The organism is Streptomyces sp. SudanB182_2057 (assembly GCF_964272715.1).
Taxonomy (GTDB): Bacteria; Actinomycetota; Actinomycetes; order Streptomycetales; family Streptomycetaceae; genus Streptomyces; species Streptomyces rubradiris.
This window is the reverse complement of record NZ_OZ186798.1, coordinates 4,495,257-4,521,907: the sequence shown is the minus strand read 5'-3', so window position 1 is coordinate 4,521,907 and position 26,651 is coordinate 4,495,257. Positions and strand designations below refer to the sequence as shown.

Here is a 26,651-nt window from a genome sequence, read left to right as displayed (position 1 = left end):
GGGTTTCCCTCAAAATTTGTTCGGCGGCGTCCTACTCTCCCACAGGGTCCCCCCTGCAGTACCATCGGCGCTGTGAGGCTTAGCTTCCGGGTTCGGAATGTAACCGGGCGTTTCCCTCACGCTATGACCACCGAAACACTATGAAACTGTCGAACAATGCCGCACCGCATGTGGCCATACGGGGCCGTTCGTGGTTTCAGAACCAACACAGTGGACGCGAGCAACTGAGGACAAGCCCTCGGCCTATTAGTACCGGTCACCTCCACACGTTACCGTGCTTCCAGATCCGGCCTATCAACCCAGTCGTCTACTGGGAGCCTTACCCCATCAAGTGGGTGGGAGTCCTCATCTCGAAGCAGGCTTCCCGCTTAGATGCTTTCAGCGGTTATCCCTCCCGAACGTAGCCAACCAGCCATGCCCTTGGCAGAACAACTGGCACACCAGAGGTTCGTCCGTCCCGGTCCTCTCGTACTAGGGACAGCCCTTCTCAAGACTCCTACGCGCACAGCGGATAGGGACCGAACTGTCTCACGACGTTCTAAACCCAGCTCGCGTACCGCTTTAATGGGCGAACAGCCCAACCCTTGGGACCGACTCCAGCCCCAGGATGCGACGAGCCGACATCGAGGTGCCAAACCATCCCGTCGATATGGACTCTTGGGGAAGATCAGCCTGTTATCCCCGGGGTACCTTTTATCCGTTGAGCGACGGCGCTTCCACAAGCCACCGCCGGATCACTAGTCCCGACTTTCGTCCCTGCTCGACCCGTCGGTCTCACAGTCAAGCTCCCTTGTGCACTTACACTCAACACCTGATTGCCAACCAGGCTGAGGGAACCTTTGGGCGCCTCCGTTACCCTTTAGGAGGCAACCGCCCCAGTTAAACTACCCATCAGACACTGTCCCTGATCCGGATCACGGACCCAGGTTAGACATCCAGCACGACCAGACTGGTATTTCAACGACGACTCCACCCACACTGGCGTGCGAGCTTCACAGTCTCCCAGCTATCCTACACAAGCCGAACCGAACACCAATATCAAACTGTAGTAAAGGTCCCGGGGTCTTTCCGTCCTGCTGCGCGAAACGAGCATCTTTACTCGTAGTGCAATTTCACCGGGCCTATGGTTGAGACAGTCGAGAAGTCGTTACGCCATTCGTGCAGGTCGGAACTTACCCGACAAGGAATTTCGCTACCTTAGGATGGTTATAGTTACCACCGCCGTTTACTGGCGCTTAAGTTCTCAGCTTCGCCCACCCGAAAGTGAGCTAACCGGTCCCCTTAACGTTCCAGCACCGGGCAGGCGTCAGTCCGTATACATCGCCTTACGGCTTCGCACGGACCTGTGTTTTTAGTAAACAGTCGCTTCTCGCTGGTCTCTGCGGCCACCCCCAGCTCAGAGCGCAAAGCTCATCACCAGGCGTGGCCCCCCTTCTCCCGAAGTTACGGGGGCATTTTGCCGAGTTCCTTAACCATAGTTCACCCGAACGCCTCGGTATTCTCTACCTGACCACCTGAGTCGGTTTAGGGTACGGGCCGCCATGAAACTCGCTAGAGGCTTTTCTCGACAGCATAGGATCATCCACTTCACCACAATCGGCTCGGCATCAGGTCTCAGCCGTATGCAAGGCGGATTTACCTACCTTGCGGCCTACACCCTTACCCCGGGACAACCACCGCCCGGGATGGACTACCTTCCTGCGTCACCCCATCACTCACCTACTACCAACTTGGGTCAGCGGCTCCACCACTTTCCATTCCCCGAAGGGTCCGGAACGGCTTCACGGCCTTAGCATCACTGGATTCGATGTTTGACGCTTCACAGCGGGTACCGGAATATCAACCGGTTATCCATCGACTACGCCTGTCGGCCTCGCCTTAGGTCCCGACTTACCCTGGGCAGATCAGCTTGACCCAGGAACCCTTAGTCAATCGGCGCAAACGTTTCTCACGTTTGTATCGCTACTCATGCCTGCATTCTCACTCGTCAACCGTCCACGACTACCTTCCAGTGCCGCTTCACCCGGCAGACGACGCTCCCCTACCCATCACAGCCTCCGTTGGGAGTACATGCTGCAATGACACGACTTCGGCGGTACGCTTGAGCCCCGCTACATTGTCGGCGCGGAATCACTAGACCAGTGAGCTATTACGCACTCTTTCAAGGGTGGCTGCTTCTAAGCCAACCTCCTGGTTGTCTCTGCGACTCCACATCCTTTCCCACTTAGCGTACGCTTAGGGGCCTTAGTCGATGCTCTGGGCTGTTTCCCTCTCGACCATGGAGCTTATCCCCCACAGTCTCACTGCCGCGCTCTCACTTACCGGCATTCGGAGTTTGGCTAAGGTCAGTAACCCGGTAGGGCCCATCGCCTATCCAGTGCTCTACCTCCGGCAAGAAACACACGACGCTGCACCTAAATGCATTTCGGGGAGAACCAGCTATCACGGAGTTTGATTGGCCTTTCACCCCTAACCACAGGTCATCCCCCAGGTTTTCAACCCTGGTGGGTTCGGTCCTCCACGAAGTCTTACCTCCGCTTCAACCTGCCCATGGCTAGATCACTCCGCTTCGGGTCTTGAGCGTGCTACTAAAATCGCCCTATTCGGACTCGCTTTCGCTACGGCTTCCCCACCCGGGTTAACCTCGCAACACACCGCAAACTCGCAGGCTCATTCTTCAAAAGGCACGCAGTCACGAGACACCAGCAAGCTGATGTCCGACGCTCCCACGGCTTGTAGGCACACGGTTTCAGGTACTATTTCACTCCGCTCCCGCGGTACTTTTCACCATTCCCTCACGGTACTATCCGCTATCGGTCACCAGGGAATATTTAGGCTTAGCGGGTGGTCCCGCCAGATTCACACGGGATTTCTCGGGCCCCGTGCTACTTGGGTGTCTCTCAAACGAGCCGCTGACGTTTCGACTACGGGGGTCTTACCCTCTACGCCGGACCTTTCGCATGTCCTTCGCCTACATCAACGGTTTCTGACTCGTCCCACGGCCGGCAGACCGTGGAAGAGAGATCCCACAACCCCCACGACGCAACCCCTGCCGGGTCTCACACGTCGTAGGTTTGGCCTCATCCGGTTTCGCTCGCCACTACTCCCGGAATCACGGTTGTTTTCTCTTCCTGCGGGTACTGAGATGTTTCACTTCCCCGCGTTCCCTCCACTTGCCCTATGTGTTCAGGCAAGGGTGACAGCCCATGACGACTGCCGGGTTTCCCCATTCGGAAACCCCCGGATCAAAGCCTGGTTGACGACTCCCCGGGGACTATCGCGGCCTCCCACGTCCTTCATCGGTTCCTGGTGCCAAGGCATCCACCGTGCGCCCTTAAAAACTTGGCCACAGATGCTCGCGTCCACTGTGCAGTTCTCAAACAACGACCAGCCACCCATCACCCCGAACCAGAAGCTCGAGTGCACTGGGGCCGGCAACTGAGGAAAGTTCATTCCCTCAGACACCCAACAGCGTGCCCGGCCAGACTCCGTCCAGTGATCGTGCGTTCCACGCTCCGAAGAGCAGTACTAGCAGCCACCAGCCCGGCATCCCGACCGAGTAGTCAACGTTCCACCCATGAGCAACCAGCATCAGACATTCGCTGATGTACTGGCCTCTGAACCAGGCAAGCCCGGCTTAGAAGTGCTCCTTAGAAAGGAGGTGATCCAGCCGCACCTTCCGGTACGGCTACCTTGTTACGACTTCGTCCCAATCGCCAGTCCCACCTTCGACAGCTCCCTCCCACAAGGGGTTGGGCCACCGGCTTCGGGTGTTACCGACTTTCGTGACGTGACGGGCGGTGTGTACAAGGCCCGGGAACGTATTCACCGCAGCAATGCTGATCTGCGATTACTAGCGACTCCGACTTCATGGGGTCGAGTTGCAGACCCCAATCCGAACTGAGACCGGCTTTTTGAGATTCGCTCCACCTCACGGTATCGCAGCTCTTTGTACCGGCCATTGTAGCACGTGTGCAGCCCAAGACATAAGGGGCATGATGACTTGACGTCGTCCCCACCTTCCTCCGAGTTGACCCCGGCGGTCTCCCGTGAGTCCCCAGCACCACAAGGGCCTGCTGGCAACACGGGACAAGGGTTGCGCTCGTTGCGGGACTTAACCCAACATCTCACGACACGAGCTGACGACAGCCATGCACCACCTGTACACCGACCACAAGGGGGGCACTATCTCTAATGCTTTCCGGTGTATGTCAAGCCTTGGTAAGGTTCTTCGCGTTGCGTCGAATTAAGCCACATGCTCCGCCGCTTGTGCGGGCCCCCGTCAATTCCTTTGAGTTTTAGCCTTGCGGCCGTACTCCCCAGGCGGGGCACTTAATGCGTTAGCTGCGGCACGGACAACGTGGAATGTTGCCCACACCTAGTGCCCACCGTTTACGGCGTGGACTACCAGGGTATCTAATCCTGTTCGCTCCCCACGCTTTCGCTCCTCAGCGTCAGTATCGGCCCAGAGATCCGCCTTCGCCACCGGTGTTCCTCCTGATATCTGCGCATTTCACCGCTACACCAGGAATTCCGATCTCCCCTACCGAACTCTAGCCTGCCCGTATCGACTGCAGACCCGGGGTTAAGCCCCGGGCTTTCACAACCGACGTGACAAGCCGCCTACGAGCTCTTTACGCCCAATAATTCCGGACAACGCTTGCGCCCTACGTATTACCGCGGCTGCTGGCACGTAGTTAGCCGGCGCTTCTTCTGCAGGTACCGTCACTTTCGCTTCTTCCCTGCTGAAAGAGGTTTACAACCCGAAGGCCGTCATCCCTCACGCGGCGTCGCTGCATCAGGCTTTCGCCCATTGTGCAATATTCCCCACTGCTGCCTCCCGTAGGAGTCTGGGCCGTGTCTCAGTCCCAGTGTGGCCGGTCGCCCTCTCAGGCCGGCTACCCGTCGTCGCCTTGGTGAGCCGTTACCTCACCAACAAGCTGATAGGCCGCGGGCTCATCCTGCACCGCCGGAGCTTTACAACCCGGGAGATGCCTCCCAGGCTCATATCCGGTATTAGACCCCGTTTCCAGGGCTTGTCCCAGAGTGCAGGGCAGATTGCCCACGTGTTACTCACCCGTTCGCCACTAATCCCCTCCCGAAGGAGGTTCATCGTTCGACTTGCATGTGTTAAGCACGCCGCCAGCGTTCGTCCTGAGCCAGGATCAAACTCTCCGTGAATGTTTTCCCGTAATCGGGATGAACACATCACGAGAGCGGTGCGAGAGGAGGAATAGTCCTCTCGCACACAGCGTCCTCGCTGTGTTTTTTCAAAGGAACCTCGTCCCAGCGGATGCTGGAGACGGGGTATCAACATATCTGGCGTTGACTTTTGGCACGCTGTTGAGTTCTCAAGGAACGGTCGCTTCCTTTGTACTCACCCTCTCGGGCTTTCCTCCGGGCGCTTCCCTTCGGTCTTGCGTTTCCGACTCTATCAGATCTTTTCTCGATCCGATTTCCTCGGTGCTTTCCAGGTTCTCGCTCTCGCGTTTCCCTTTCCGGCGGTTCCGACTCTATCAGATCCTTTCGGCGTCTGATCCCCGGTCAGCGGGGTTTGTCTTCGCGGCTGTTGGGCCGTTCCGACGTCTCAAACCTTAGCGGATCCGCCCGGCGATTCCCAATCGGGGCGCCGGGCCCGTATTCGAATTGAATTCGGGCAAGCCGAAATCAACCCGTACGGGAGATCGTGCTGGTGGTGTGAGGTTGCCGCTCGAGGCGGCGGAGTGTTGTCGGAGAACCGTTACGGCTCTGCGGCAACCCGGAGAACTCTACGGATCGGCCAGGGGCGTGTCAACACCCTCTGTCAAGATCTTTTCTCCGGCCCCGGGCCCGGTCTCAGTCCAGGTCGGTGAGCCGGCCGCCGGCGTCCGGCTGCGCGTGCTCGACCCGGCGCAGGAGCCGGGTCAGGACCTCGCCGAGCACCGCGCGCTCGGCGGGGGTGAGGTCCTGGAGCAGGTCCTCCTCGAAGACCGTCGCCAGGCGCATGGCCTCCAGCCACTTCTCCCTCCCCTCGGGGGTCAGCTCCACGATGACGCGTACCCGGTTGGACTCGTCCCGCTCCCGGGTAACCAGTCCCTCGGCCACCATGCGGTCGATCCGGTGGGTCATCGCGGCCGGGGTGAGGCCGAGCCGCTTGGCCAGGTCGCTCGGGCCCATGCGGTAGGGCGCGCCGGAGAGGACCAGTGCCTTGAGGACCTCCCACTCGGCGTTGCTGATGCCGAGGGCGGCGGTCTGGCGGCCGTACGCGACGTTCATCCGGCGGTTCAGCCGGGACAGCGCCGACACGATCTTCTCGACCTGCGGGTCCAGGTCCTGGAACTCGCGCTGGTAGGCGGCGATCTGTTCTTCGAGTGTCGGCTCCGTGACGCCGGGGGTGTCGGCCATGGCCGCAGTATCGCACGCGACCCCTTTGCCTTGAAGTCCTTGACTGTGTACTCTTTAGCTTCGAACTTTAGCTTTGAAGTCTTCAGGTCTAACTAGTGAGAGAGGTGAACGTGACCAGGGCGATGGGCGCTGCGATGCGCCGGATCCACGTGGGCAACGCACTCAGCGCGTTCGGGCTCGGTTTCACCGTCCCGTACCTGTACGTCTATGTGGCGCAGGTGCGAGGGCTGGGAGCCATGACGGCGGGGCTCGTGCTCGCCGTCTTCGCCGTGGCCGCGCTGATCGTCCTGCCGTTCGCCGGCCGGGCGATCGTGCGGCGCGGCCCGCTGCCGGTCCTGCTCGCCGCCCTGGTCCTCGCCGCTCTGGGCGCGCTGAGCCTCGGTCTGGCGGGCGGTGCCGCGACGGTGCTGCTGTCCGCCGCCGCGCTCGGTGCCGGACAGGCCGTGATGCAGCCGGCGCTGGCGACGATGATCGTGGACTGCTCCTCGGCGGACACGCGCTCGCGCGCGTTCGCGATGCAGTTCTTCCTGCAGAACCTGGGGCTCGGTGTCGGTGGCCTCATCGGTGGCCACCTGGTCGACACCACGCGCGTGTCCTCGTTCACGCTGCTGTTCGCGATCGAGGCGCTGATGTTCCTGCTCCTGGTCGGGGTGATGGCGACCGTGCGCATGCCGCACTCGCCCCGGATGGCGGACGCCCCGGCGCGATCGGCCAAGGGCGGCTGGAAGCAGTTGCTCGGGAACCGGGCGATGGTGCAGCTGTGCGTGCTGGGCTTCGTGCTCTTCTTCGCCTGCTACGGCCAGTTCGAGTCGGGGCTGAGCGCCTACGGCGTGGAGGCGGCCGGCATATCCACGTCCGCGCTGGGCACCGCGCTGGCCGCGAACACGCTGATGATCGTGATCGCCCAGTTCGCCGTGCTGCGGCTGGTGGAGCGGCGCCGGCGGTCCCGGGTCATCGCCGCGGTCGGCCTGATCTGGGCCGTCGCCTGGCTGGCCGCCGGGTACGCGGGGCTGGGGCACGGCAGCCAGGAGATGGCCACGGCCGCCTTCGTATCCACGTACGCGCTGTTCGGGCTGGGGGAGGCGATGCTGTCGCCGACGGTCGCGCCGCTGGTCGCCGATCTGGCGCCGGAGGGGCTGGCCGGTCAGTACAACTCGGCGTTCGCGCTGGTCAAGCAGCTGGCGCTGGCGGTCGGTCCGGCGGTGGGCGGCCCCTTGGGCGCCTCCCTGCACGCGCCGTACATCGTGACCTTCCTGCTGTTCTCGCTGTCGATCACCGTGCTGGCCCTGCGGCTGGGGCGGCGCCTCACCGCGGTGCAGGACCGGCCGTGGACCGGGCGGGAGACCCGGGTGGTGAGCCGGGGCCAGTCGGCCACGGAGCCGGTGGCGGCCGAGGCGTAGCACCGCCCGGCGCTCATCCCTTCGGCAGGACGAACTCGCACCACACGGCCTTGCCGCCGCCCGGTGTGCGGCGGCAGCCCCAGTTGGAGGCGATCGTCGCCACGATGGCGATGCCCCGGCCGGACTCGTCGCCCGGTTCCGCGCGCCGTCGCCGCGGCAGGTGGTCGTCGCCGTCCGTGACCTCGATGATCAGGCGCCGGTCGGTGCGGCGCAGGCGCAGCCGCATGGGCGGGGTGCCGTGCTGGAGGGAGTTGGTGACCAGCTCGCTCGTGGCGAGGACGCCGAGGTCGTGCAGTTCGGCGGGGAAGCGCCAGCTGGTCAGCACGCCGGAGGCGAACGCCCGGGCGCGGGGTGCCGCCTCGACGCCGCCGAGGAGCTCCAGGGCCGCGTTGCGGAAGAGGTCGCCGTCGGGGCCCGTACGCGCCGGGTGCTGGAGGACCAGGACGGCCACGTCGTCGTCGTGGTCGGCGGTGACGCCGGCCGAGCGGACCAGGCGGTCGCAGACGACCTGCGGGGTGCCGGTGGCGCCGGCGAGGGCGCCTGCGAGCGCGGCGATGCCCTCGTCCAGGTCGGCGTCCCGGCGCTCCACCAGGCCGTCGGTGTAGAGGACGGCCGTGGCGCCGGGGCCGAGGGCGACGCAGCCGGAGGAGTGCATCCAGCCGCCGGTGCCGAGCGGCGGGCCGGTGGGTTCGTCGGCGCGGGAGACCACGCCGTTCTCGTCGCGGACCAGGATCGGCAGATGGCCGGCCGACGCGTACAGCAGGCGGCCCTCGTTCGGGTCGTGGATGGCGTAGACGCAGGTGGCGATCTGGTTGGCGTCGATCTCGGCGGCGAGGCCGTCGAGCAGCTGGAGCACCTCGTGCGGGGGCAGGTCGAGGCGGGCGTAGGCGCGGACGGCCGTGCGGAGCTGGCCCATGACGGCGGCGGCCCGCACCCCTCGGCCCATGACGTCGCCGATGACGAGGGCGGTCCGGCCGCCGCCGAGGGTGATCACGTCGTACCAGTCGCCGCCGACCGCGGCCTCGGTGCCGCCGGGGTGGTAGGTGGCGGCGATGCGCAGGTCGTCGGGCTGTTCCAGTTCCTGCGGGAGCAGGGAGCGCTGGAGGGTGACGGCCGTCTCGCGCTGGCGGCGCTCGCTGGCGCGCAGGCGTTCGGCGGCCTCGGCGTGGTCGGTGACGTCCGTGGCGAAGACGAGGACGCCCGCGTCCCGGTCGCCGTCCTCGGCGACGGGGGTGCAGGTGAAGGTGTACGAGCGGCCGTCGACGGCCTTGCGGGACTTGAGAGTGCGGGGTCTGCCGCTGCGCAGCACCTGGTCGAGCAGCGGGAGCAGGCCCAGTTCGGCGAGTTCGGGCAGGGCGTCGCGGGCGGGGACGCCGGTGGGGCGGGTGCCGAAGGCCGTGGTGTAGGCGTCGTTGACGTAACCGATGCGGTGGTCGGGGCCGTGGACGAGGGCGACGAGGGCCGGGACGCGGTCCAGGACGTCACGCGCGGGCAGTACGTCGACGGCGGGCACCGGGGAGCCGTCGGCGGACCGTTCGGCGCGGGCCGCGGGCACGGAGCCGTCGCCCCGCCGGTCCGGGGAGACCGCCGACTCGGTCCGCGCGGCGGCGCGGCGCTGCGTTCCGGGGAGCCGGGCGCTCCAGCGCGTGAAGTTCACTGTGGGAAAAGCCTCGTGGGTGCTGTGGGCGGGCGGGGGGCCAGTCCGGGGACGTGGGCAGTCTGGCAGGGGGGCGGACCACGGCGACAACCGTCAGACGCCTCGGGGGTGCGCGGAGTTCCCGGGTCCGGTCAGGACGACCCCTTCGGGTCGTCGGAGGGGCTGTGGGGAGGCTTTCCACCGGCCGCCAGTTCGAACTCGGCGCGTGGGTGTTCGAGCGAGCCGAGCGAGACGATCTCCCGTTTGAACAGTCCGGCGAGGGTCCATTCGGCGAGCACCCGGGCCTTGCGGTTGACGGTGGGCACCCGGCTGAGGTGGTACGCGCGGTGCATGAACCAGGCCGGGTAGCCCTTCAGCTTCCGGCCGTAGACGTGGGCGACGCCCTTGTGCAGGCCGAGGGAGGCGACGGAGCCGGCGTACCGGTGGGCGTACGTCTCCAGGGGCTCGCCGCGCAGCGCGTGCGCGATGTTGTCGCCGAGCACCCTGGCCTGGCGGACCGCGTGCTGGGCGTTGGGCGCGGTCTCGGTGCCGGGTTCGGCGGCGGTCACGTCGGGGACGGCGGCGGCGTCGCCCGCGGCCCAGGCGTGCTCGGCGCCGTCGACGGTGAGCTGGGCGGTGCAGCGGAGCCGGCCGCGGTCGGTGCGCGGCAGGTCGGTGGCGGCGATCAGCGGGTGGGGTTTGACGCCGGCCGTCCACACGAGCGTGCGGGTCGGGAAGCGCTGGCCGTCGCTGAGGACGGCGACCCGGTCGGCGCAGGACTCCAGGCGGGTGTTCAGCAGCACCTGGATGTTGCGGCGGCGCAGCTGGGTGACGGTGTAGCGGCCCATCTCCGGGCCGACCTCCGGCAGGATCCGGTCGGTGGCCTCCACGAGGATCCACTTCATGTCCTCGGGGCGGAGGTTGTGGTAGTAGCGCGCGGTGTAGCGGGCCATGTCCTCCAGTTCGCCGAGGGCCTCGACGCCCGCGTAGCCGCCGCCGACGAAGACGAAGGTGAGGGCGGCGTCGCGGACCGCGGGGTCACGGGTGGAGGAGGCGATGTCCATCTGCTCGATCACGTGGTTGCGCAGGCCGATGGCCTCTTCGACGGTCTTGAAGCCGATGCCGTACTCGGCGAGGCCGGGGACGGGCAGGGCGCGGGAGACCGAGCCGGGGGCGAGCACCAGTTCGTCGTAGCCGAACAGCTCGGCGGAGCCGTCCCGGCCGGCGGTGGCGAGCGTGCTGACGGCGGCCGTGCGCACCGCGTGGTCGATGGAGGTCACCTCGCCGACGACGACGTGGCACCGGTCGAGGACGCGGCGCAGCGGTACGACGACGTGCCGCGGGGAGATCGAGCCCGCGGCGGCCTCCGGAAGGAACGGCTGGTACGTCATGTAGGGGTCGGGGGTGACGACCGTGATCTCGGCCTCGCCCCTGTTCAGCTCGGCCTTCAGCTTCCGCTGGAGACGCAGGGCCGTGTACATCCCGACGTAGCCGCCGCCGACAACCAGAATGCGCGCACGTTCCTTCACCATCCCATGACGCACCCGGCGCTGGTGTTTGTCCACAGGCCCGGCAATTTGTGTGACCGGCGGCCGGGTGTACGCGCGACCGGCCGGGGTGTCCGGGCGGGAGGAAACGGGGCAGGTCAGCGGGTGCGGACGAGCGGGCGGGAAGGGAGGGAATCGGGACGTACACGCCGCGTACTCCGATCGGGGGGCGCACTGTACGGAACCTGCCCCTTCTGAATTGACTGCCTCTCAACTATGTTCGTGTGTCGACGGGGTGTAAGGAATGTGGTCGAACGGGCCCGCGACGGGCGGATCCGGTCGGAACCGATGCCCGTTCCGCGCGCTTCGCAGCCAGTGGCGGGGAGTCTCCGGGGGGAGACGTCATTACCGGGGGAAAAACATGCATGTTCAGGACACGCATTGGGCATCGGCTACCGCCATCGCGCCCGGCGGCAGAACGATGAGTACGGCGGCGGGTGCCGGACGCGCGGACGGGGCGCGGACGACTCCGCTGCGGGTCGACGCGCAGCGCAATCTGGAGCACGTGCTGCGCGCGGCGCGCGAGGTGTTCGGCGAGCTGGGGTACGGCGCGCCGATGGAGGACGTGGCGCGGCGCGCCCGGGTCGGGGTCGGCACGGTGTACCGGCGCTTTCCCAGCAAGGACGTGCTGGTCCGGCGGATCGCCGAGGAGGAGACCGCGCGGCTGACCGAGCAGGCGCGGGCCGCGCTCGGGCAGGAGGACGAGCCGTGGTCGGCGCTGTCGCGGTTCCTGCGGACCTCGGTGGCGTCGGGGGCGGGGCGGTTGCTGCCGCCGCAGGTGCTGCGGGTCGGCTCCGCCGGTTCGGACGGGGCGGGGGTGGCCGTGGCCTCCGATGCGTCCGGTATCTCGGGCGAGGAGGCTCGGGTGCCTCAGCAGCGGGTGCAGCCGGGGAACGGCGAGCTGCGGCTGGTGCCGGACGAGTCCCCGCTGGGGGCCGACGATGCCGGGGCCGGGGCGCTGCTCGACGTGGTCGGGCAGTTGGTGGAGCGGGCTCGGGCGGCGGGTGAGCTGCGGGCGGATGTGTCGGTGGGGGATGTGCTGCTGGTGATCGCCACGGCGGCGCCGTCCCTGCCGGATGCCGCGCAGCAGGCGGCGGCCTCGGCTCGGTTGCTGGACATTCTGCTGGAGGGTCTCCGGTCGCGGCCGGCGTCCGCGTCGGCGTAGGCGCGGCTCGGCTTCGCCTTCGGCGGATTCGGGGTGCTCGCCCGCACCACCCGTGCGGCTAGCACGGTCGGGTGCGGGTGGCCCCTGTGGGACGCGTCCGCCGTCGGCGGCTGCGGGCGTTCGGGCGGCGGATGCGGGGGCGGTGGGCGGCGGCGCTGCGGGGCGGGAGCCGAGAGGCGGGCGCCGGGAGCCGAGAGGCGGGCGCCGGGGAGACCGGTGCCGGTGATCGGGGGCAGCGGCAAGCCGCCGCGTCGTTGCCGGGTGGTCCTGGAGCAGCGGTTCACCGGTCGGCGCTGCCCCAGCCGCCGTAGCACGACGGGCCGCCGGACAGTACTCCCCAGCAGTTCTGGCACGGCGGCGCCGGACGGCCCTACCCGGACGCCGTAGCACCAGTCGAGCTGATGCCGGTTGGGTAACTCGGCAGTGTGCGACGGGTGTTCGGGGGGGTGCGTGGGTAAGTGCGCTCGGATGAGTGGATGGGATGCGCGGGGGCGCTCGGCGGGGTGGGGTGTGGCAGTCTGAGCCGGTGACGGGTTGGGCTGGGTCGGTGTCGGGGGCTTTCCGCGATGAGGGCTGACGGGTGGGACGGGTCACGCGGGGACGACGGGGGCGCGGAGGCGCGCGGGCCGGCCTCGCCCTACGTACCCGGCCAGGGCGGCCACGGCGTGCCCGCTCAGCGGGACGGGAGCGTGCTGCCGCCGCCCCGGGAGGCACCGGCCGCCGACGGTGAGCTGATCGGCCGGATGCGCGCCGGTGACGACTCCGCCTACGAGGAGCTGTACCGGCGCCACGCCGACCCGGTACGCCGGTACGCGCGGACCTGCTGCCGGGACGCCCACACCGCCGACGACCTCACCGCCGAGGTGTTCGCCCGGATGCTCCAGGCGGTGCGCGGCGGCGCCGGGCCCGAGCACGCCGTACGGGCCTATCTGCTGACCTCCGTGCGCCGCGTCGCCGCGCACTGGGCCAAGTCCGCCCGGCGCGAGCAGCTCGTCGACGACTTCGCCGTCTTCGCCCAGCAGGCCGCACGCGCCGCCGAGGCGTCCGACGCCGCCGAACTCGAACTGGGCGCCGACGTACGCGCCCTGCACGAGGCCGAGCAGTCCCTGGCCATGCGGGCCTTCCGCTCCCTGCCCGAGCGCTGGCAGGCCGTGCTGTGGCACACCGAGGTGGAGGACGAGTCCCCGAGCGAGGTGGCCGTCCTGTTCGGGCTGGACGCCAACGGCACCCGGGTGCTCGCCAGCCGCGCCCGCGAGGGGCTGAAGCAGGCCTACCTCCAGGCCCACGTCAGCACCGCCCTCACCACCGACGGGGAGTGCGCCCGCTACGCCGACCAGCTCGGCACCTACGCCCGCCGCAAGCTGCGCGTCCGGGCCGAGCGGGGACTGCGCGAGCACCTCGCGGAGTGCGCCCGGTGCCGGCTGGCCGCCGCGCAGATCGAGGAGGTCGCGAGCGGCATCCCCGCGGTCGTCCCGGTCGCGGTCATCGGCTGGTTCGGGGCCGCCGGGTACGCCAAGGCGCTCGGGATCGTGGCCGGCGGCGCCGGGGCCGGGGCCGCGGGGGCCGCCGCCGCGGCCACCGGCTCGTCCGCCGGAGCGGGCGGCGCGGGCGGGGCCGCGGCCGCCGAGGGGCTCGGTGCGCCGGTGAAGGCCGGCATCGTCGCGGGCGTGCTCGCGGTGGCCGTCGCCGCCGTCGCGCTGGCCCTGGTGAACGACGACCGGCCGGTGAAGGAGGCCGCCGCCAGGCCGTCGCCGTCCGCACCGGTCGTACGCCCCGAGCCGCCGGCACCCGTGCCCGCTTCCCCGGAGCCCCGGCCCGGGCCCTCGTCCCCGAAGCCGGTGGCCGTCGCCCCCGCACCGCTGCCGGCCACCCCCATACCGACTCCGACTCCGACTCCCACTCCCAGCCCCACTCCGACCCCGACGCCGAAACCCGAGCCCACGCCGACGACCGTTCCCCCGCCGAAACCGAAGCCGAAGCCGACGCCCACGCCGACGCCGACCCCCACCCCGACCCGGACTCCGGCGCCCGCGCCGACCGTCTACGAGCTGAACACCCTGCGCTTCGACGTCTCCGGTGACGGCACCGGGCCCGAGATCCGGCTGGGCGGGAGCAGCTGGGTGTGGCAGCGGTACGGCATGTCGATCGGCGGCACGTCGTACGCGCGCGGGGTCACCGTCCACGGCGAGTCCTCCGTCACCATCGACCTCAACCGGCGGTGCACCGCGTACGACGCGTGGGCCGGTGTGGACGACATGACCCTCGGTCTCGGCAAGGTCTCCTTCTCCGTCCACGCCGACGGGGTCCCGCTGTGGCGGTCCGGCGTGGTCAAGGGCCGTGGCCCGGCCGTCCCCGTCCATGTGGACCTCACCGGGCACAGGACCGTACGGCTGGTGGTGGAGCCGCACGACCACGGCCTCGGCCGGGTGGCGCTGGCGGACTGGGCGGAGTCCCGGTTCACCTGCCGGTAGGCCCGTCCACCCGTCGGCGGCCCCGCTCACCCGCCGGCGGCCCCGTTCACCCGCCTGCCGTACGGCTCGCCTCCGTCGCCGCGTCCAGTTCCCGCAGTACGTCCGCCGCGTCGAGGCGGGCGCCCCGGGCGCACTCGGCGGCGTAGCGGTCGGGGCCGAGGGCCGCGCGGGCGCCGGCGTGCACCCGGGCGGCCTCGGTGCGCTCCGGCTCGGGCCGCGGGACGCCCGCGCGCCAGTGGTCCGCGGCGGTGAACAGCCGTACGGCGAGCGCCAGATCGCCGTACCGGGCCAGCAGGCAGGCCACCGCGTCCGCCAGACCGGAGGTGACCGCCTCGGCGCACCGGTGGTCCACGGCCTCGCGCAGGGCCTTCGCCAGCACCCGCAGGCCCTGGGCCAGGCCCGACTCGTCGGCGACGACGAACCCCTCGACCACCCGCTGGGCCGCCACGAACTGCGGGGGCGCGGTGCTGCCGTCCCCGACCAGCGCGCAGGACGCCCGGAGCAGTTCGCGGGCCCGGTCCAGGTCCCCGTCCGTGCGGGCGATGTGGGCGCGCAGCAGCAGGACGAAGGCCCGGGACTCCGGCACCGCGTACCGCTCGGCGGCCGACTCGGCCTCGTCCAGGGCGGCCAGCGCGCCGTCCCGGTCGCCGGAGCGGTAGTGGATCTCGGCGAGCCGGGCGATCAGGAACGGTGCCTCGGCGTCCGCGCCGACCTCGTAGGCGAGGCGCAGCCCCTCCTCGTACTCGGCGCGTGCCTCGTCGTACCGGCCGCGCGCCATGGCCGCCTCGCCGGCCGCGCCGCACACCTGGGCCAGCATCCAGCGGTCGCCGACGCGCCGGCCGAGGTGCCGCAGTTCGGCCAGGTCCTCGTCGACGCCCTCCAGGTTGCCCGAGGTGTCGACGGTGACGTGGGCGCGGTACATCAGGGCGACGGCGAGTTCCCAGTCGCCCCCGTACCTGCGGGCGTTGGCGACGGACGCCGAGAGGTTCGGCCGGACGTCGACCGGGCCGCCCAGGTAGTACGTGGTCAGCGGCCAGAGGATGCCGGGGAACCGGGCGGCCTGGGGGCCGCCGCGCTCGTAGGCGCGCCGCACGCCCGCGACGTACTCCGGGGCCCGCTCGTCGCCCGCGAGGTGGTCGGCGTTCGACTCGGCGGTCAGGAACAGGTCGAGCATGCGCAGGTCGGTCCGCAGCTCGTTCAGCGGGTGCCGGGCCTGGCCGTCGGGGTCGGCGAGGAAGGCGCCGACCGGGTCGGCGGCCGCCACCCGCGCCATCAGCCCGGCGGCCGGCGCGCCCGTGGGCGGGGTGTCCAGGGCGGCGCCCAGGCGGAGCACCAGCCGTACCCAGGACACCGCCTCCTGGCGGTGGCTGCGCAGCCACCAGAACCAGCCGATGGCCAGCACCAGGGCGCCGGCCTCGGCCTCGTCGCCCGCGCGGACCGCGCGGTCCAGGGCCGCGCGGATGTTGTCCAGCTCGGTCTCCAGGCGGGAGAACCAGGGGAGCTGGGCCGCCGACCGCAGCTGCGGCCCGGCCTCCTCCACCAGCGAGCGCACCCAGGCGCGGTGGCGTCGCTCGGCCGCCGCGCGCACCGCGGGGAGCTCGGCCGCGCGCTCGGTGGCGTACTCGTGGATGGTCTCCAGCATGCGGTACCGCATCCCGGTGCCGGTGCCGTCCGGGTCGCCGGGGGCGGCGACCACCAGGGACTTGTCGACCAGGGCGCCGAGCAGGTCGGCGGCGGGGCCGGTGCACACGGCCTCGGCCGCCGCGAGGTCCCAGCCGCCGGCGAACACCGACACCTCGCGCAGTACCGTCCGCTCCCGCTCGTCCAGCAGGTCCCAGGACCAGTCGACGACCGCGCGCAGTGTCTGCTGGCGGGGCAGGGCGGTGCGGCTTCCGGAGGTGAGCAGGCGGAAGCGGTCGTCCAGGCGGTCGGCGATCTGCCGGGGGGTCAGCAGCCGGAGCCGGGCGGCGGCCAGCTCGATGGCGAGCGGCAGTCCGTCGAGGCGGCGGCAGATCTCCGCGACGGCCTCGGTGTCGCCGAGGACCGCGTCGGCGTCGGGGCGGACGGTCCGCGCGCGCTCGGCGAAGAGGCGGTGCGCCTGCTCCGGGACGAGGGGCTCGACCGGGCGCACCGACTCTCCGGGCACGCCCAGGGGTTCCCGGCTGGTGGCGAGGACGGTGAGCCCCGGGCACCGGGTGAGGAGGGTCTCGGCGAGGGCGGCGGCCGCGCCGATGACGTGTTCGCAGTTGTCGAGGACCAGGAGCAGGCCGCGCGGGGCGCAGTACTCGATCAGCAGGGCCGTGGGGTCCTGCGGGAGGCCCAGCTCGTTGGTCAGCAGCACGGTCTCGCGCAGGCCGAGCGCGCTGATCACCGCGCCGGGGACCGCCTCCAGCCGGTCGAGCGGGGCCAGCTCGACCAGCCAGGCCGAGGGGTGGGCCGCGGCGGCCTCCTCGGCGAGGCGGGTCTTCCCGGAGCCGCCCGGTCCGGTGAGCGTCACCAGGCGGGCCCGGCGCAGGTCGGAGCGGATGGCCTCCAGCTCCGGCCCCCGGCCGACGAAGGAGGTCAGCCGGGGGCGGAGGTTGCCGGTGCGGCGGGGCGGGTGGGCGCGGGTGACGGGCGCCGCGGTGGGGTGCCGCGGGGCGGCGGGGGACTGCGGGGCGGCGGGGTGCTCCTGACTGAGCAGGGCCGCGTGCAGGTCCTTCAGTTCCCGGCCGGGGTCGGTGCCGAGGGTGTCGGCGAGGGTGCAGCGGGCGGACTCGTAGGCGGCGAGGGCGTCGGCGGTGCGGCCCGTGTCGCGCAGGGCGCGGATGAGCAGGACGCGCAGCGGCTCGTCGTAGGGGTGGGCGGCGGTCAGTTCGCGCAGCTCCGGTACGACCTCCTGGGCGCGGCCGAGGTCGAGGGCGGCGGCGGCGCGGGCGCGGGCCGCCTCCAGGCGCAGGGCCTCGGGGCGGGTGGCGGCGGTGCGGTCGGGCAGGTCGGCGAGGGCGGGGCCGTACCAGAGGGACAGGGCCTCGGTGAGGGTGCGGTGGGCGGTGGCCGGGTCGCCGGCGGCGAGGGCGGCGGTGCCCGCGTGGGCGAGCCGCTCGAAGGCGTGCAGGTCGACGTCCTCCGGGGCGGCTTCGAGGCGGTAGCCGCCCGCCGTGGAGGTGACGGTGTCCCGGCCGAGGGTGCGGCGGAGCCGGCCGACGAGGGCCTGGAGGGCGGCGGGGGCGTCCTGCGGCGGGTCGTCCGCCCAGATCTCGTCGATGAGGGTCTCGGGGGTGGCGGTACGGCCGGGCCGCAGGGCCAGGGCGGTGAGCAGCGTCCGCAGCCGGCGCCCGCCGACGGGTACGGCAGCGCCCTGGTCGTCCGCCGCTTGGGTCACGCCCAGGATTCTGTACCGCATCCGGCCATTGTGGCGGGGGGCTCGGGGCCGGGGCACGGGGGTTCGGCGCCGGGGGTGTCGGAAGCGGTGCGGAGCCCGTCCTGGGCGGACTCACCGCCTCGCGCCTGCGGCGCGCCGATACGGGTGACACCGACAGGGGCGCGGCGCCGTACCCGGTACGCGGCGCCGTACCCGGTACGCGGCTCCACCGCGCAGGCCCGACCAGCCCACCAGGAGCCGCCACCGCCCGACAGCCACGCTGGACCCCGGCGCCAGCGCACCGGGTCCGGGCGGAGCAGGGGAATCGGGGCGCAGAGCCTGTTACGGGGCCCGGAGCCGGTACGCCGGCCGCCCGGAAGACGGACTCGCCGCCGCGCCCGCGGGGGCGCCGATGCGGGCGACGGCCACCGCACCGCCCCGGGGGCGCGGGGCTGTATCCGATGTGCGGCTCCACCGCGCAGGCCCGACCAGCCCACCAGGAGCCGCCACCGCGCAGACACGACCAGCCCACCAGGAGCCGCCACCGCACGACAGCCGCGCTAAACCCCCGCCGCTCACGCCCCCGGCGCCAGCGCGCCCCGTCTCGGCCGGATTCCCGAAGGGACCGCGCGGGAGCGGGACGGGGTGCCGGTCCAGCACGTGCCGCGGCGGGCGAGGAGACGTCGGAGCCACAGTTCGAGGGAGACCAGGTCGGCGAGGCCGTCCAGGGGCAGGGGCTCGCCCGCCGCCCCGCCCCGCAGGGCCGCGCGCACGACACGGGCCTCCACCAGCCCGGCGTCGGCGAGCAGCGGCGTGGCGAACAGGTCGAGGAGGGGGTCGGCCGCGGCCCGCAGCCCCGCGCGCACCGCCGCCACCGTGGGGGCGTGGGAGGGGGCGCCCCAGCCGGCCGGGAGACCGGTGACCCCGGCGCCCTCCAGGACCGTGCGCAGGACGGCGGCGCGGGCGCCGGGCCGAACGCGCAGGGCCTCGGGAAGGTCGCGGCAGGCGCGGACCACCTGGTTGTCGAGGAACGGCGCGTGCAGCCGCTGGGAGCGGATCTCCGCGGCCTGCTCCAGGACGCGGAGGTCGGCGGCGTGCCGGGCGAGCGCGGCCCGCGCGCGGTAGTCGCCGGGCCGCTGGACGCCGGTTCCGGAGCGGTCGGCCTCCGCCTGGAGCAGAACCGATACTTCGGCCAGCGCCTCCCCCGTCAGCCACCGCGCGGCGGGACCGGGCCCGGCCCAGCTCAGCGCGGCGAGGGACGCGTCGGCCGCCCCCTGGGGCTCGTCGAAGCGGCGCCGCATCAGCCGCTCGGCGAGTTCCTCCAGGCCCGCCCGGTAGGGGGTGCGGGCCAGGCGCCGGGCCGCGCCGTACACGCGGGCGGGGACGAACACCGAGCCGTCGGCACGGGCCAGCGCGGCCACCGGCCGGACCAGGTGGCGCCGTCGGCGGTCCACCAGGAGGTCGGCGAGGCGGGCGGGGTGGGCGTCCAGGACCTGGCGGGCGCCGTGGCCGGTGAAGTGGTCGGCGCTGCCGGCGGCGAGCCGCGCCCGGTGCCGGGCCGCCTGGACCAGGCAGGGGCCGGGTTCGTCGGTCAGCGGGCCGTCCAGGTCGGCGTACGGCAGGGTCTCCTGGCCGCCGGTGACCACGACGTGGTGCAGGCGGGGGCCGGCGGCCAGGGCCGCCGCCCGTTCGAGTTCCGCCTCGCGGCCGGGCACGGCCAGGTCGTTGAAGGTGACGGCGAGGAGGCGCTCGCCGGCGCCGGTGCGGTGGCCGAGGAGCGTGCCGGGCCGGCCGGGCAGCCCGGCGGCCAGCAGCGCGAGGGTGCCGGAGGCGGGCCCGCCGGAGAGGTCGGCGCCGACGCCGGGGACCGGCATCCCGCGCGCGGCGCGCCGCTCGGCCGGCCCCATGCCGGGCACCGGCCCGGGGTCCAGGTCGGGTACGTGCCGGGGGGCGGCGAGCCGGGTGCGCACCGCCTCCACCAGGGCGTCCCGTACTGCGTCCACGGCGCGGTCGGGGTCGGCGGGGGGCGCGGCCACGGCGAGGGAGGCGACCGGTTCGTACCCGGCGATCTCGCGCGCTCCGGCGCGCAGCACCAGGGCGTGCCCCGGCGGAACGCGCCGTACGCCGTCGTAGGGGGTGGTGTCGCGCAGCGCGGCCGGCACGTCCGGGGCGGCGAGCAGGGCGGCGAGGTGGGTGAAGTCGAGGTTGGCCTCGATCAGGTCGGCGAGGGGCAGGGCGGCGGTGGCGTAGGCCGTGCCGCCCTCCCAGGGGGTGTGGAAGACCGGCCGGGCGCCCGCGAGGTCGCCGCAGACGGTGATGCGGCGGCCGGCCTGGACGACGGCGGTGTAGCTGCCGGACCAGGTGGTCAGATGGCGCACCGCGCCCCCGCGCGCGGCGAACAGGCCGCGCCGCAGTTCCTCGTCGGTGGCGCCGCAGATGCCGAGGACGGCGATCCGGTGCTCGGGGTCGGCGTGCACCACGCGCACCTCGTCGGGGCGCCAGTCGCCGACCGCCCACAGGGGGTCCGGATCGCCCCACAGGAGCTGCGAGCCGACCGGTTGCAGGGTTTCGCCGTCGTAGCCGACGGCTCCCGCCGATCCGATTCCGGCGGCGCCCGCGGCGGTGCTGCTCCACCCCACCAACCACCGCATCGACGCCTCCACAGGCTGTGGACCACCAGTGCACCGTACGAACCGGCCCCCATGCTGCCATGAAGACCAGGCCGGGGAGGCGCGGCGGGGCCGCCTTCGACCGAGGGATGTACGCGGTGTCGGAGAAGGGGAGTTGACGGGTGGCGGGCTGCCGGGGCGGAGGCGGCCCTCAGCGGGTACGACGCGAATGCGCCCCTAATGCGCTCCCCCAAATCCCCTTTGGCGCCCCCAAGTTGCATGGTCACGAAGGAAATCCATCGCACGTTCGGGGGATTATTTTCAGCCAAATCCGTGGCGGGGCGCCGGAATCGAGCACTCTCCGTACAGGCCTGCGGAGCGCCTGAGGGCTTACCCGCACGCACGGTCCGGGAGGCGGACGACGCCTCCCGGACCGGTCCGCCACCCGCGGGGATGAAGGCGGCGGTGTCCCCCAGCCCACTGGATCCAGTACAGCGGGCCGACCCACGCACGGCCATGGAATCGCCCCACGGATGGCCGGAGAAGAGCGCACGGGCGGGCGCACGGCCACACGGGCGGGGGCACGTCGCGACAGTCCGTGCACGGTGCGTACAGGGCCGCGCCCGCCCACCGACCACAATCCCGCCATCCGGAACATTGCCCCTTAACGCTTGGGATGCGGCGAACTACGCTGGGTTTACGAATGCCGCACGGTTATGCCAGCGCGGCAGCCGTCTGTGTCGAGGGGTGGCGCATGTCCAGGGAGCAACGCGGGCCGAACGAAAAGCTCGGCGCCGTTCTCGCCCTCGCGGGAATCAGCAACGCCGGACTCGCCCGGCGCGTCAACGACCTTGGCGCCCAACGCGGGCTGACGCTTCGCTACGACAAGACGTCCGTGGCGCGCTGGGTGTCGAAGGGCATGGTGCCGCAGGGCGCGGCACCGCATCTGATCGCCGCCGCCATCGGCCAGAAGCTCGGCCGCCCGGTACCGCTGCACGAAATCGGCCTGGCGGACGCGGATCCCGCGCCGGAGGTGGGCCTCGCCTTCCCCCGGGACGTGGCACAGGCCGTGAAGTCGGCGACCGAGCTGTACCGCCTCGACCTGGCCGGCCGCCGGGCCGGCTCCGGCGGCATCTGGCAGTCCCTCGCCGGATCGTTCGCGGTGAGCGCATACGCAACGCCCGCCTCGCGCTGGCTGATAACCCCCGCCGACAGCTCGGTCGCGCGGGAGGCGAGCGCCGCCGACGGCTCCGGCCCACCGCTCAAAGTCGGCCACAGCGATGTGCGGAAGCTCAGGGAGGCCGCCGAGGACGCCCGGCGCTGGGACTCCAAGTACGGCGGCGGGGACTGGCGTTCGTCGATGGTGCCGGAGTGCCTGCGGGTGGAGGCGGCACCGCTCCTGCTCGGCTCCTACTCCGACGAGGTGGGCCGCGCCCTGTTCGGCGCCTCCGCCGAACTCACCCGGCTCGCGGGCTGGATGGCCTTCGACACCGGGCAACAGGAGGCCGCGCAGCGGTACTACATCCAGGCGCTGCGCCTCGCGCGCGCGGCGGCCGACGTCCCCCTCGGGGGGTACGTGCTGGCCTCCATGTCCTTGCAGGCCACCTACCGCGGCTTCGGCGACGAGGGCGTGGACCTCGCGCAGGCCGCGCTGGAGCGCAACCGGGGGCTGGCCACCGCCCGCACCATGAGCTTCTTCCGGCTGGTCGAGGCGCGGGCCCACGCGCGCGCGGGCGACGCGCAGGCGGCCGGGGCGGCGCTGAAGGCGGCGGAGGGCTGGCTGGAGCGGTCCCGCCCCGGCGACAACGACCCCTCCTGGCTCGGTTTCTACGGCTACGACCGGTTCGCCGCGGACGCCGCCGAGTGCTACCGCGACCTCAAGGCGCCGCGTCAGGTCCGGAGGTTCACCGAGCAGGCGCTGTCGAAGCCCACGGAGGAGTTCGTGCGGTCCCACGGGCTGCGGCTGGTCGTCTCCGCCGTCGCCGAGCTGGAGTCGGGGAACCTCGACGCGGCGTGCGAGCAGGGGGTGCGGGCCGTGGAGGTGGCGGGGCGGATCTCGTCGGCGCGGACCACCGAGTACGTGAAGGATCTCCTGCACCGGCTGGAGCCGTACGGGGACGAGCCGCGGGTGGTGGAGCTGCGCGAGCGGGCCCGGCCGCTGCTGATGGCACCGGCGTAGGGCCGCGCCGCTTCGGCGGGTGCGTGGGCGGGGCGCTGTGCGCCCGCGCGTTTGAAGCCGCTGTCAGTGGCGCAGTGCACTATCGGGAGTGGAGGTGGTGCTCGGTGCTGGGCGGGGCGTACGACTGTGATGTGCTCGTGGTCGGCGGGGGGATCGTCGGGCTTGCGACGGCGTACGCGATCACGCGGGCGGCGCCGGGCACCCGCGTGACGGTGCTGGAGAAGGAGGACGGGCCCGCCCGGCACCAGACGGGACGCAACAGCGGCGTCATCCACAGCGGCATCTACTACCGTCCGGGCTCCCTCAAGGCGCGGTACGCGGTGCGGGGCGCCGCCGAGATGGTGAAGTTCTGCGCCGAGTACGGCATCGCGCACGCCGTCACCGGCAAGCTGATCGTCGCCACCGAGCGCGCCGAGCTGCCCCGGCTGCACGCGCTCGTGCAGCGCGGCCGGGAGAACGGGATCCCGGTGCGGGAGCTGGGACCGGCGCAGATCACCGAGTACGAACCGGAGGTGCGCGGCCTGGCCGCGATACACGTCGGCACGACGGGCGTGTGCGACTACGCGGCCGTGACCCGGGAGCTGGCCCGGGCCTCCGGGGCGGAGATTCGGTACGGCGCGAAGGTCGTACGGGTGGACCGGCGGCCGGAGCGGGGCGTGGCCGTGCTCACCGCGGCCGGAGCCGTCGTCCGCGCGCGGGTGCTGGTCAACTGCGCCGGGCTGCGCTGCGACGAGGTGGCGCGGCTGACCGGTGACGACCCCGGGATGCGGATCGTGCCGTTCCGCGGGGAGTACTACGAGCTGGCCCGGCCCGAGCTGGTGCGGGGCCTGGTGTATCCGGTGCCGGACCCGGCGTTCCCGTTCCTCGGGGTGCATCTGACCCGCGGCGTCGACGGCGGCGTGCACATCGGCCCCAACGCGGTGCCGGCGCTGGCCCGCGAGGGGTACGGCTGGGGGGTCGTACGGCCCCGGGAGCTGGCCGGCACCCTGGCCTGGCCCGGCTCGTGGGCGATCGCCCGGCGGCACTGGCGGTACGGAGCGGGCGAGCTGCGCCGCTCGGTGTCCAAGGGGGCGTTCCTGGAGGCGGTGCGCAGACTGCTGCCCGGCGTGGACGCCGGGGACCTGGTGCCGGCGCCGGCCGGGGTGCGGGCGCAGGCGGTGCTGCGGGACGGGACGCTGGTGGACGACTTCCTGATCCGGGAGGGGGCGCGGGCGGTGCACGTGCTGAACGCGCCGTCGCCCGCGGCCACCGCCTCGCTCCCCATCGGCCGCGAGATCGGGCGCCGGGCACTGGCCATGCTCGCGTCACCGGAGTGACCCGCCCGCCCCGTGCGACCGACCGCGCGGAACCCGACCGCCGGGCCGGGGGAACCGCTCCCTGAAACCGGCCCGCCGGGCCCGTGGGACCAATCACACGGAACCGGACCCTCGGGCTCCAGGAACCAGCCACGCGGAACCGACCACCAGCCCCGGGAAACCGGCCCACCACACCCCGAGGACCAGCCACCGGAACCAGCCCACTGGACCCAGAGGCCCAGCCACCGGAACCAGGCCACTGGACCCAGAGGCCCAGCCCCATGGACTCGGACCTCGAACCGGCCCACCGACCCCACGGACCCGGACCTCGAACCGGCCCACCGACCCCAGGGGACCGGCCCCGGAAACGGCCCACCGGACCGGACGGACCGGACGGACCGGACCCGTAAAATTGGGCTCACTGTGTCTGACTCCCTGAACTCCCCCGCCGCCCCGCCCGCCCCCGGTGACCCCGTCCGGCCCGCCCGGGCCAAGGGCGAACCGCGCTTCCCGGACGGGCCCAAGGCGGACCCCGCGGGTTCGCACTTCGAGCGGCGGATCCGGAGCTTCCAGCCACGGCGCAGCCGGGTGACGGCCGGGCAGGCGGACGCCTTGCGGCGGCTGTGGCCCAAGTGGGGCCTGGACATCGACGGGCAGCGGGTGATCGACCTGGCCGAGCTGTTCGGCAACGACCGTCCCGTGGTCCTGGAGATCGGGTTCGGGATGGGCGAGGCCACCGCGCGGATGGCCGCCGGTGACCCGGACACCAACATCCTCGCCGTCGACGTGCACACCCCGGGCCAGGGCAACCTGCTGGGCCTCGCCGACCGGAGCGGCCTCAGCAACGTCCGGGTGGGCAACGGCGACGCGATCATCCTGCTGCGGGAGATGCTCCGCCCGGACTCGCTGGCCGGGCTGCGCGTCTACTTCCCCGACCCCTGGCCCAAGAAGCGGCACCACAAGCGGCGGCTCATCCAGCCCGAGTTCCTGACGCTCGCCGCGACCCGGCTGGCGCCCGGCGCGCTGCTGCACTGCGCCACGGACTGGGAGCCGTACGCCGAGCAGATGCTGGACGTGCTCACCGCGCACCCCGACTTCGAGAACACCCAGCCGGACGGCGGTTTCGCGCCGCGCCCGGAGTTCCGGCCGCTGACCCGTTTCGAGGGACAGGGACTGGACAAGGGACACGTCGTGAACGATCTGCTGTTCCGACGCGTACCGCACCGCCAGGACGGATAGCCGACCGGAGGGCCCGGACCGCTCGACCGGCCGGGCCGATAATCCGCTCAGCCCCTCGTCCTGTCACCGTTAGGGTCGATGCCGTGGCCACCAGTCCCCCGTTCCCGACCCGTCCCCCGAGCCCCGGCGACGGGGTGCTCCGCCACCCGCACTGGTGGCAGCGCAGGTGGGTGCGGTACGGGGCGCCGAGCACGCTGCTGGCGCTGTCCGGTCTGGTCATCCTCGCGCTCGTGCGGCGGCAGACCGGCACGGACGGGTTCCTCGTCGGGCTCGGGCTGGCCGTGCTGCCGGTGCCCTGGCTGATCGCCGCGTTCCGGTGGCTGGACCGGGTGGAGCCGGGCCCCTGGCGGAACCTGCTGTTCTCCTTCGCCTGGGGCGCCTGCGCGGCGGCGCTGATAGCCATCGTGGCCAACAGCTTCGCCACCGAGTGGATCGCCACCTCCACCGCCGACCCGGCGAGCGCCGACACCCTCGGCGCCACGGTGATAGCGCCGGTCGTGGAGGAGTCCGCGAAGGCCGCCGCCGTGCTGCTGGTCTTCCTCTTCCGCAGACGCGACTTCACCGGGATCGTGGACGGCGTGGTGATAGCGGGGACCACCGCCACCGGGTTCGCGTTCACCGAGAACATCCTCTACCTCGGTACGGCCTTCGGGACCGACCAGCTCACCGGCGACCGGGGCATCGCCTCCGTCACCGCCGCCACCTTCTTCGTGCGCATCGTCATGTCCCCGTTCGCGCACCCCCTGTTCACCGTCCTGACCGGCATCGGCTTCGGCATCGCCGCGCTGTCCGCCGAGCGCCGGCCCGTCCGGCGGTTCCTGCTGCCGGTGTGCGGGCTACTGCTCGCGATGGGCATGCACGCCTTCTGGAACGGCTCGGCCACCTTCGGGCAGTACGGGTTCTTCGCCGTCTACGGCGGCTTCATGGTGCCCGTGTTCGGGCTGGTGACCTGGCTCGCGGTCTGGACCCGGCAGCGGGAGCTGCGCGCCGTGCGGGCGGAACTTCCGGCGTACGTGCTGGCCGGGTGGCTGGGGCCGGGCGAGCCGTTCGCGCTCGGGTCGATGCGGGCGCGCCGGATGGCCCGGGACTACGCCCGGCACCACCACGGCCGCCCGGCCGCCCGGGAGGTGGCCCGCTACGGGGGGTACGCCACCTCGCTCGCCTTCCTGCGCCGGCGCGGGCGCGCGGGCAAGGCCGGGGCGGACTTCACCGCACGGGAACGGGAGCTGCTGACGGAGCTGTGGCAGCGCCGGCACGTGGCCCGGCCGGCGCTGGAGTACGCGAGCCGGGCCGCCGCCCCGGCCCCGGTGTACCGGCCGGCGGCGGCGTACGGATACCCGGCGGTGACGTACTCCCCCTACAACCCGTACCGGACCTGACCGC

General features: G+C 71.6%; 12 protein-coding genes and 3 rRNA genes. 7 read left to right on the top strand and 8 right to left on the bottom strand.

The window, feature by feature from the left end:
* Positions 1–18: 18 nt before the first annotated feature.
* The 4 genes from rrf to ACSURM_RS19730 form a co-directional block, all read right to left on the bottom strand.
* A 5S ribosomal RNA gene (gene rrf, locus ACSURM_RS19745) occupies positions 19–135 on the bottom strand.
* Between the two features lie 91 nt (positions 136–226).
* A 23S ribosomal RNA gene (locus ACSURM_RS19740) occupies positions 227–3,348 on the bottom strand.
* Positions 3,349–3,654: 306 nt separating this feature from the next.
* Positions 3,655–5,181 (bottom strand): 16S ribosomal RNA (locus ACSURM_RS19735).
* Together the 16S, 23S and 5S rRNA genes form the textbook arrangement of a ribosomal RNA operon.
* A gap of 654 nt (positions 5,182–5,835) precedes the next feature.
* Positions 5,836–6,384 (bottom strand): MarR family winged helix-turn-helix transcriptional regulator, encoded by a 549-nt coding sequence (locus ACSURM_RS19730; RefSeq protein ID WP_189994571.1) that lies wholly within the window; start codon positions 6,382–6,384, stop codon positions 5,836–5,838.
* A 110-nt stretch (positions 6,385–6,494) separates the two neighbouring features.
* On the opposite strand from ACSURM_RS19730, the gene ACSURM_RS19725 reads away from it, so the two are divergent.
* Entirely contained in the window at positions 6,495–7,784 is a 1,290-nt protein-coding gene (locus ACSURM_RS19725; RefSeq protein WP_436956698.1) for an MFS transporter, read from the top strand.
* Between the two features lie 13 nt (positions 7,785–7,797).
* On the opposite strand, the gene ACSURM_RS19720 is transcribed toward ACSURM_RS19725, so the two are convergent.
* Both ACSURM_RS19720 and ACSURM_RS19715 read right to left on the bottom strand, forming a co-directional pair.
* Positions 7,798–9,441, bottom strand: coding sequence for an ATP-binding SpoIIE family protein phosphatase (locus ACSURM_RS19720; protein ID WP_436956696.1), 1,644 nt, complete (start codon positions 9,439–9,441; stop codon positions 7,798–7,800).
* 131 nt (positions 9,442–9,572) lie between these two features.
* On the bottom strand, positions 9,573–10,952 hold the full coding sequence (locus tag ACSURM_RS19715; protein ID WP_436956694.1) for an NAD(P)/FAD-dependent oxidoreductase: 1,380 nt from the start codon (positions 10,950–10,952) through the stop codon (positions 9,573–9,575).
* 376 nt (positions 10,953–11,328) lie between these two features.
* On the opposite strand from ACSURM_RS19715, the gene ACSURM_RS19710 reads away from it, so the two are divergent.
* Together ACSURM_RS19710 and ACSURM_RS19705 are read left to right on the top strand one after the other, a co-directional pair.
* The gene (locus tag ACSURM_RS19710) at positions 11,329–12,132 is read left to right on the top strand and encodes a TetR/AcrR family transcriptional regulator (protein ID WP_436956692.1); all 804 of its coding nucleotides are present in this window, start codon (positions 11,329–11,331) and stop codon (positions 12,130–12,132) included.
* Between the two features lie 566 nt (positions 12,133–12,698).
* Positions 12,699–14,603, top strand: coding sequence for a sigma-70 family RNA polymerase sigma factor (locus ACSURM_RS19705; RefSeq protein WP_436956690.1), 1,905 nt, complete (start codon positions 12,699–12,701; stop codon positions 14,601–14,603).
* Between the two features lie 46 nt (positions 14,604–14,649).
* Here ACSURM_RS19705 and ACSURM_RS19700 read toward each other — a convergent pair whose 3' ends face one another.
* Positions 14,650–17,988, bottom strand: coding sequence for a BTAD domain-containing putative transcriptional regulator (locus tag ACSURM_RS19700; protein ID WP_436956688.1), 3,339 nt, complete (start codon positions 17,986–17,988; stop codon positions 14,650–14,652).
* A gap of 533 nt (positions 17,989–18,521) precedes the next feature.
* Complete coding sequence (locus ACSURM_RS19695; protein ID WP_436956686.1) at positions 18,522–20,597, bottom strand: asparagine synthase-related protein; 2,076 nt, start codon at positions 20,595–20,597, stop codon at positions 18,522–18,524.
* Positions 20,598–21,309: 712 nt separating this feature from the next.
* On the opposite strand from ACSURM_RS19695, the gene ACSURM_RS19690 reads away from it, so the two are divergent.
* The 4 genes from ACSURM_RS19690 to ACSURM_RS19675 all read left to right on the top strand — a co-directional run bounded on the left by ACSURM_RS19690 (position 21,310) and on the right by ACSURM_RS19675 (position 26,647).
* Entirely contained in the window at positions 21,310–22,734 is a 1,425-nt protein-coding gene (locus ACSURM_RS19690; RefSeq protein WP_436956685.1) for an MFS transporter, read from the top strand.
* 74 nt (positions 22,735–22,808) lie between these two features.
* Positions 22,809–24,050 carry an L-2-hydroxyglutarate oxidase gene (lhgO, locus tag ACSURM_RS19685; RefSeq protein WP_436956683.1) on the top strand — a complete coding sequence of 414 codons (1,242 nt, stop codon included), beginning with the start codon at positions 22,809–22,811 and terminating at the stop codon, positions 24,048–24,050.
* Positions 24,051–24,452: 402 nt separating this feature from the next.
* A complete protein-coding gene (gene trmB, locus ACSURM_RS19680) occupies positions 24,453–25,268 on the top strand; it encodes a tRNA (guanosine(46)-N7)-methyltransferase TrmB (RefSeq protein WP_436956681.1) in 816 nt (271 codons plus the stop codon).
* An 83-nt stretch (positions 25,269–25,351) separates the two neighbouring features.
* Positions 25,352–26,647 carry a PrsW family intramembrane metalloprotease gene (locus ACSURM_RS19675; RefSeq protein ID WP_436956679.1) on the top strand — a complete coding sequence of 432 codons (1,296 nt, stop codon included), beginning with the start codon at positions 25,352–25,354 and terminating at the stop codon, positions 26,645–26,647.
* Positions 26,648–26,651 lie beyond the last annotated feature (4 nt).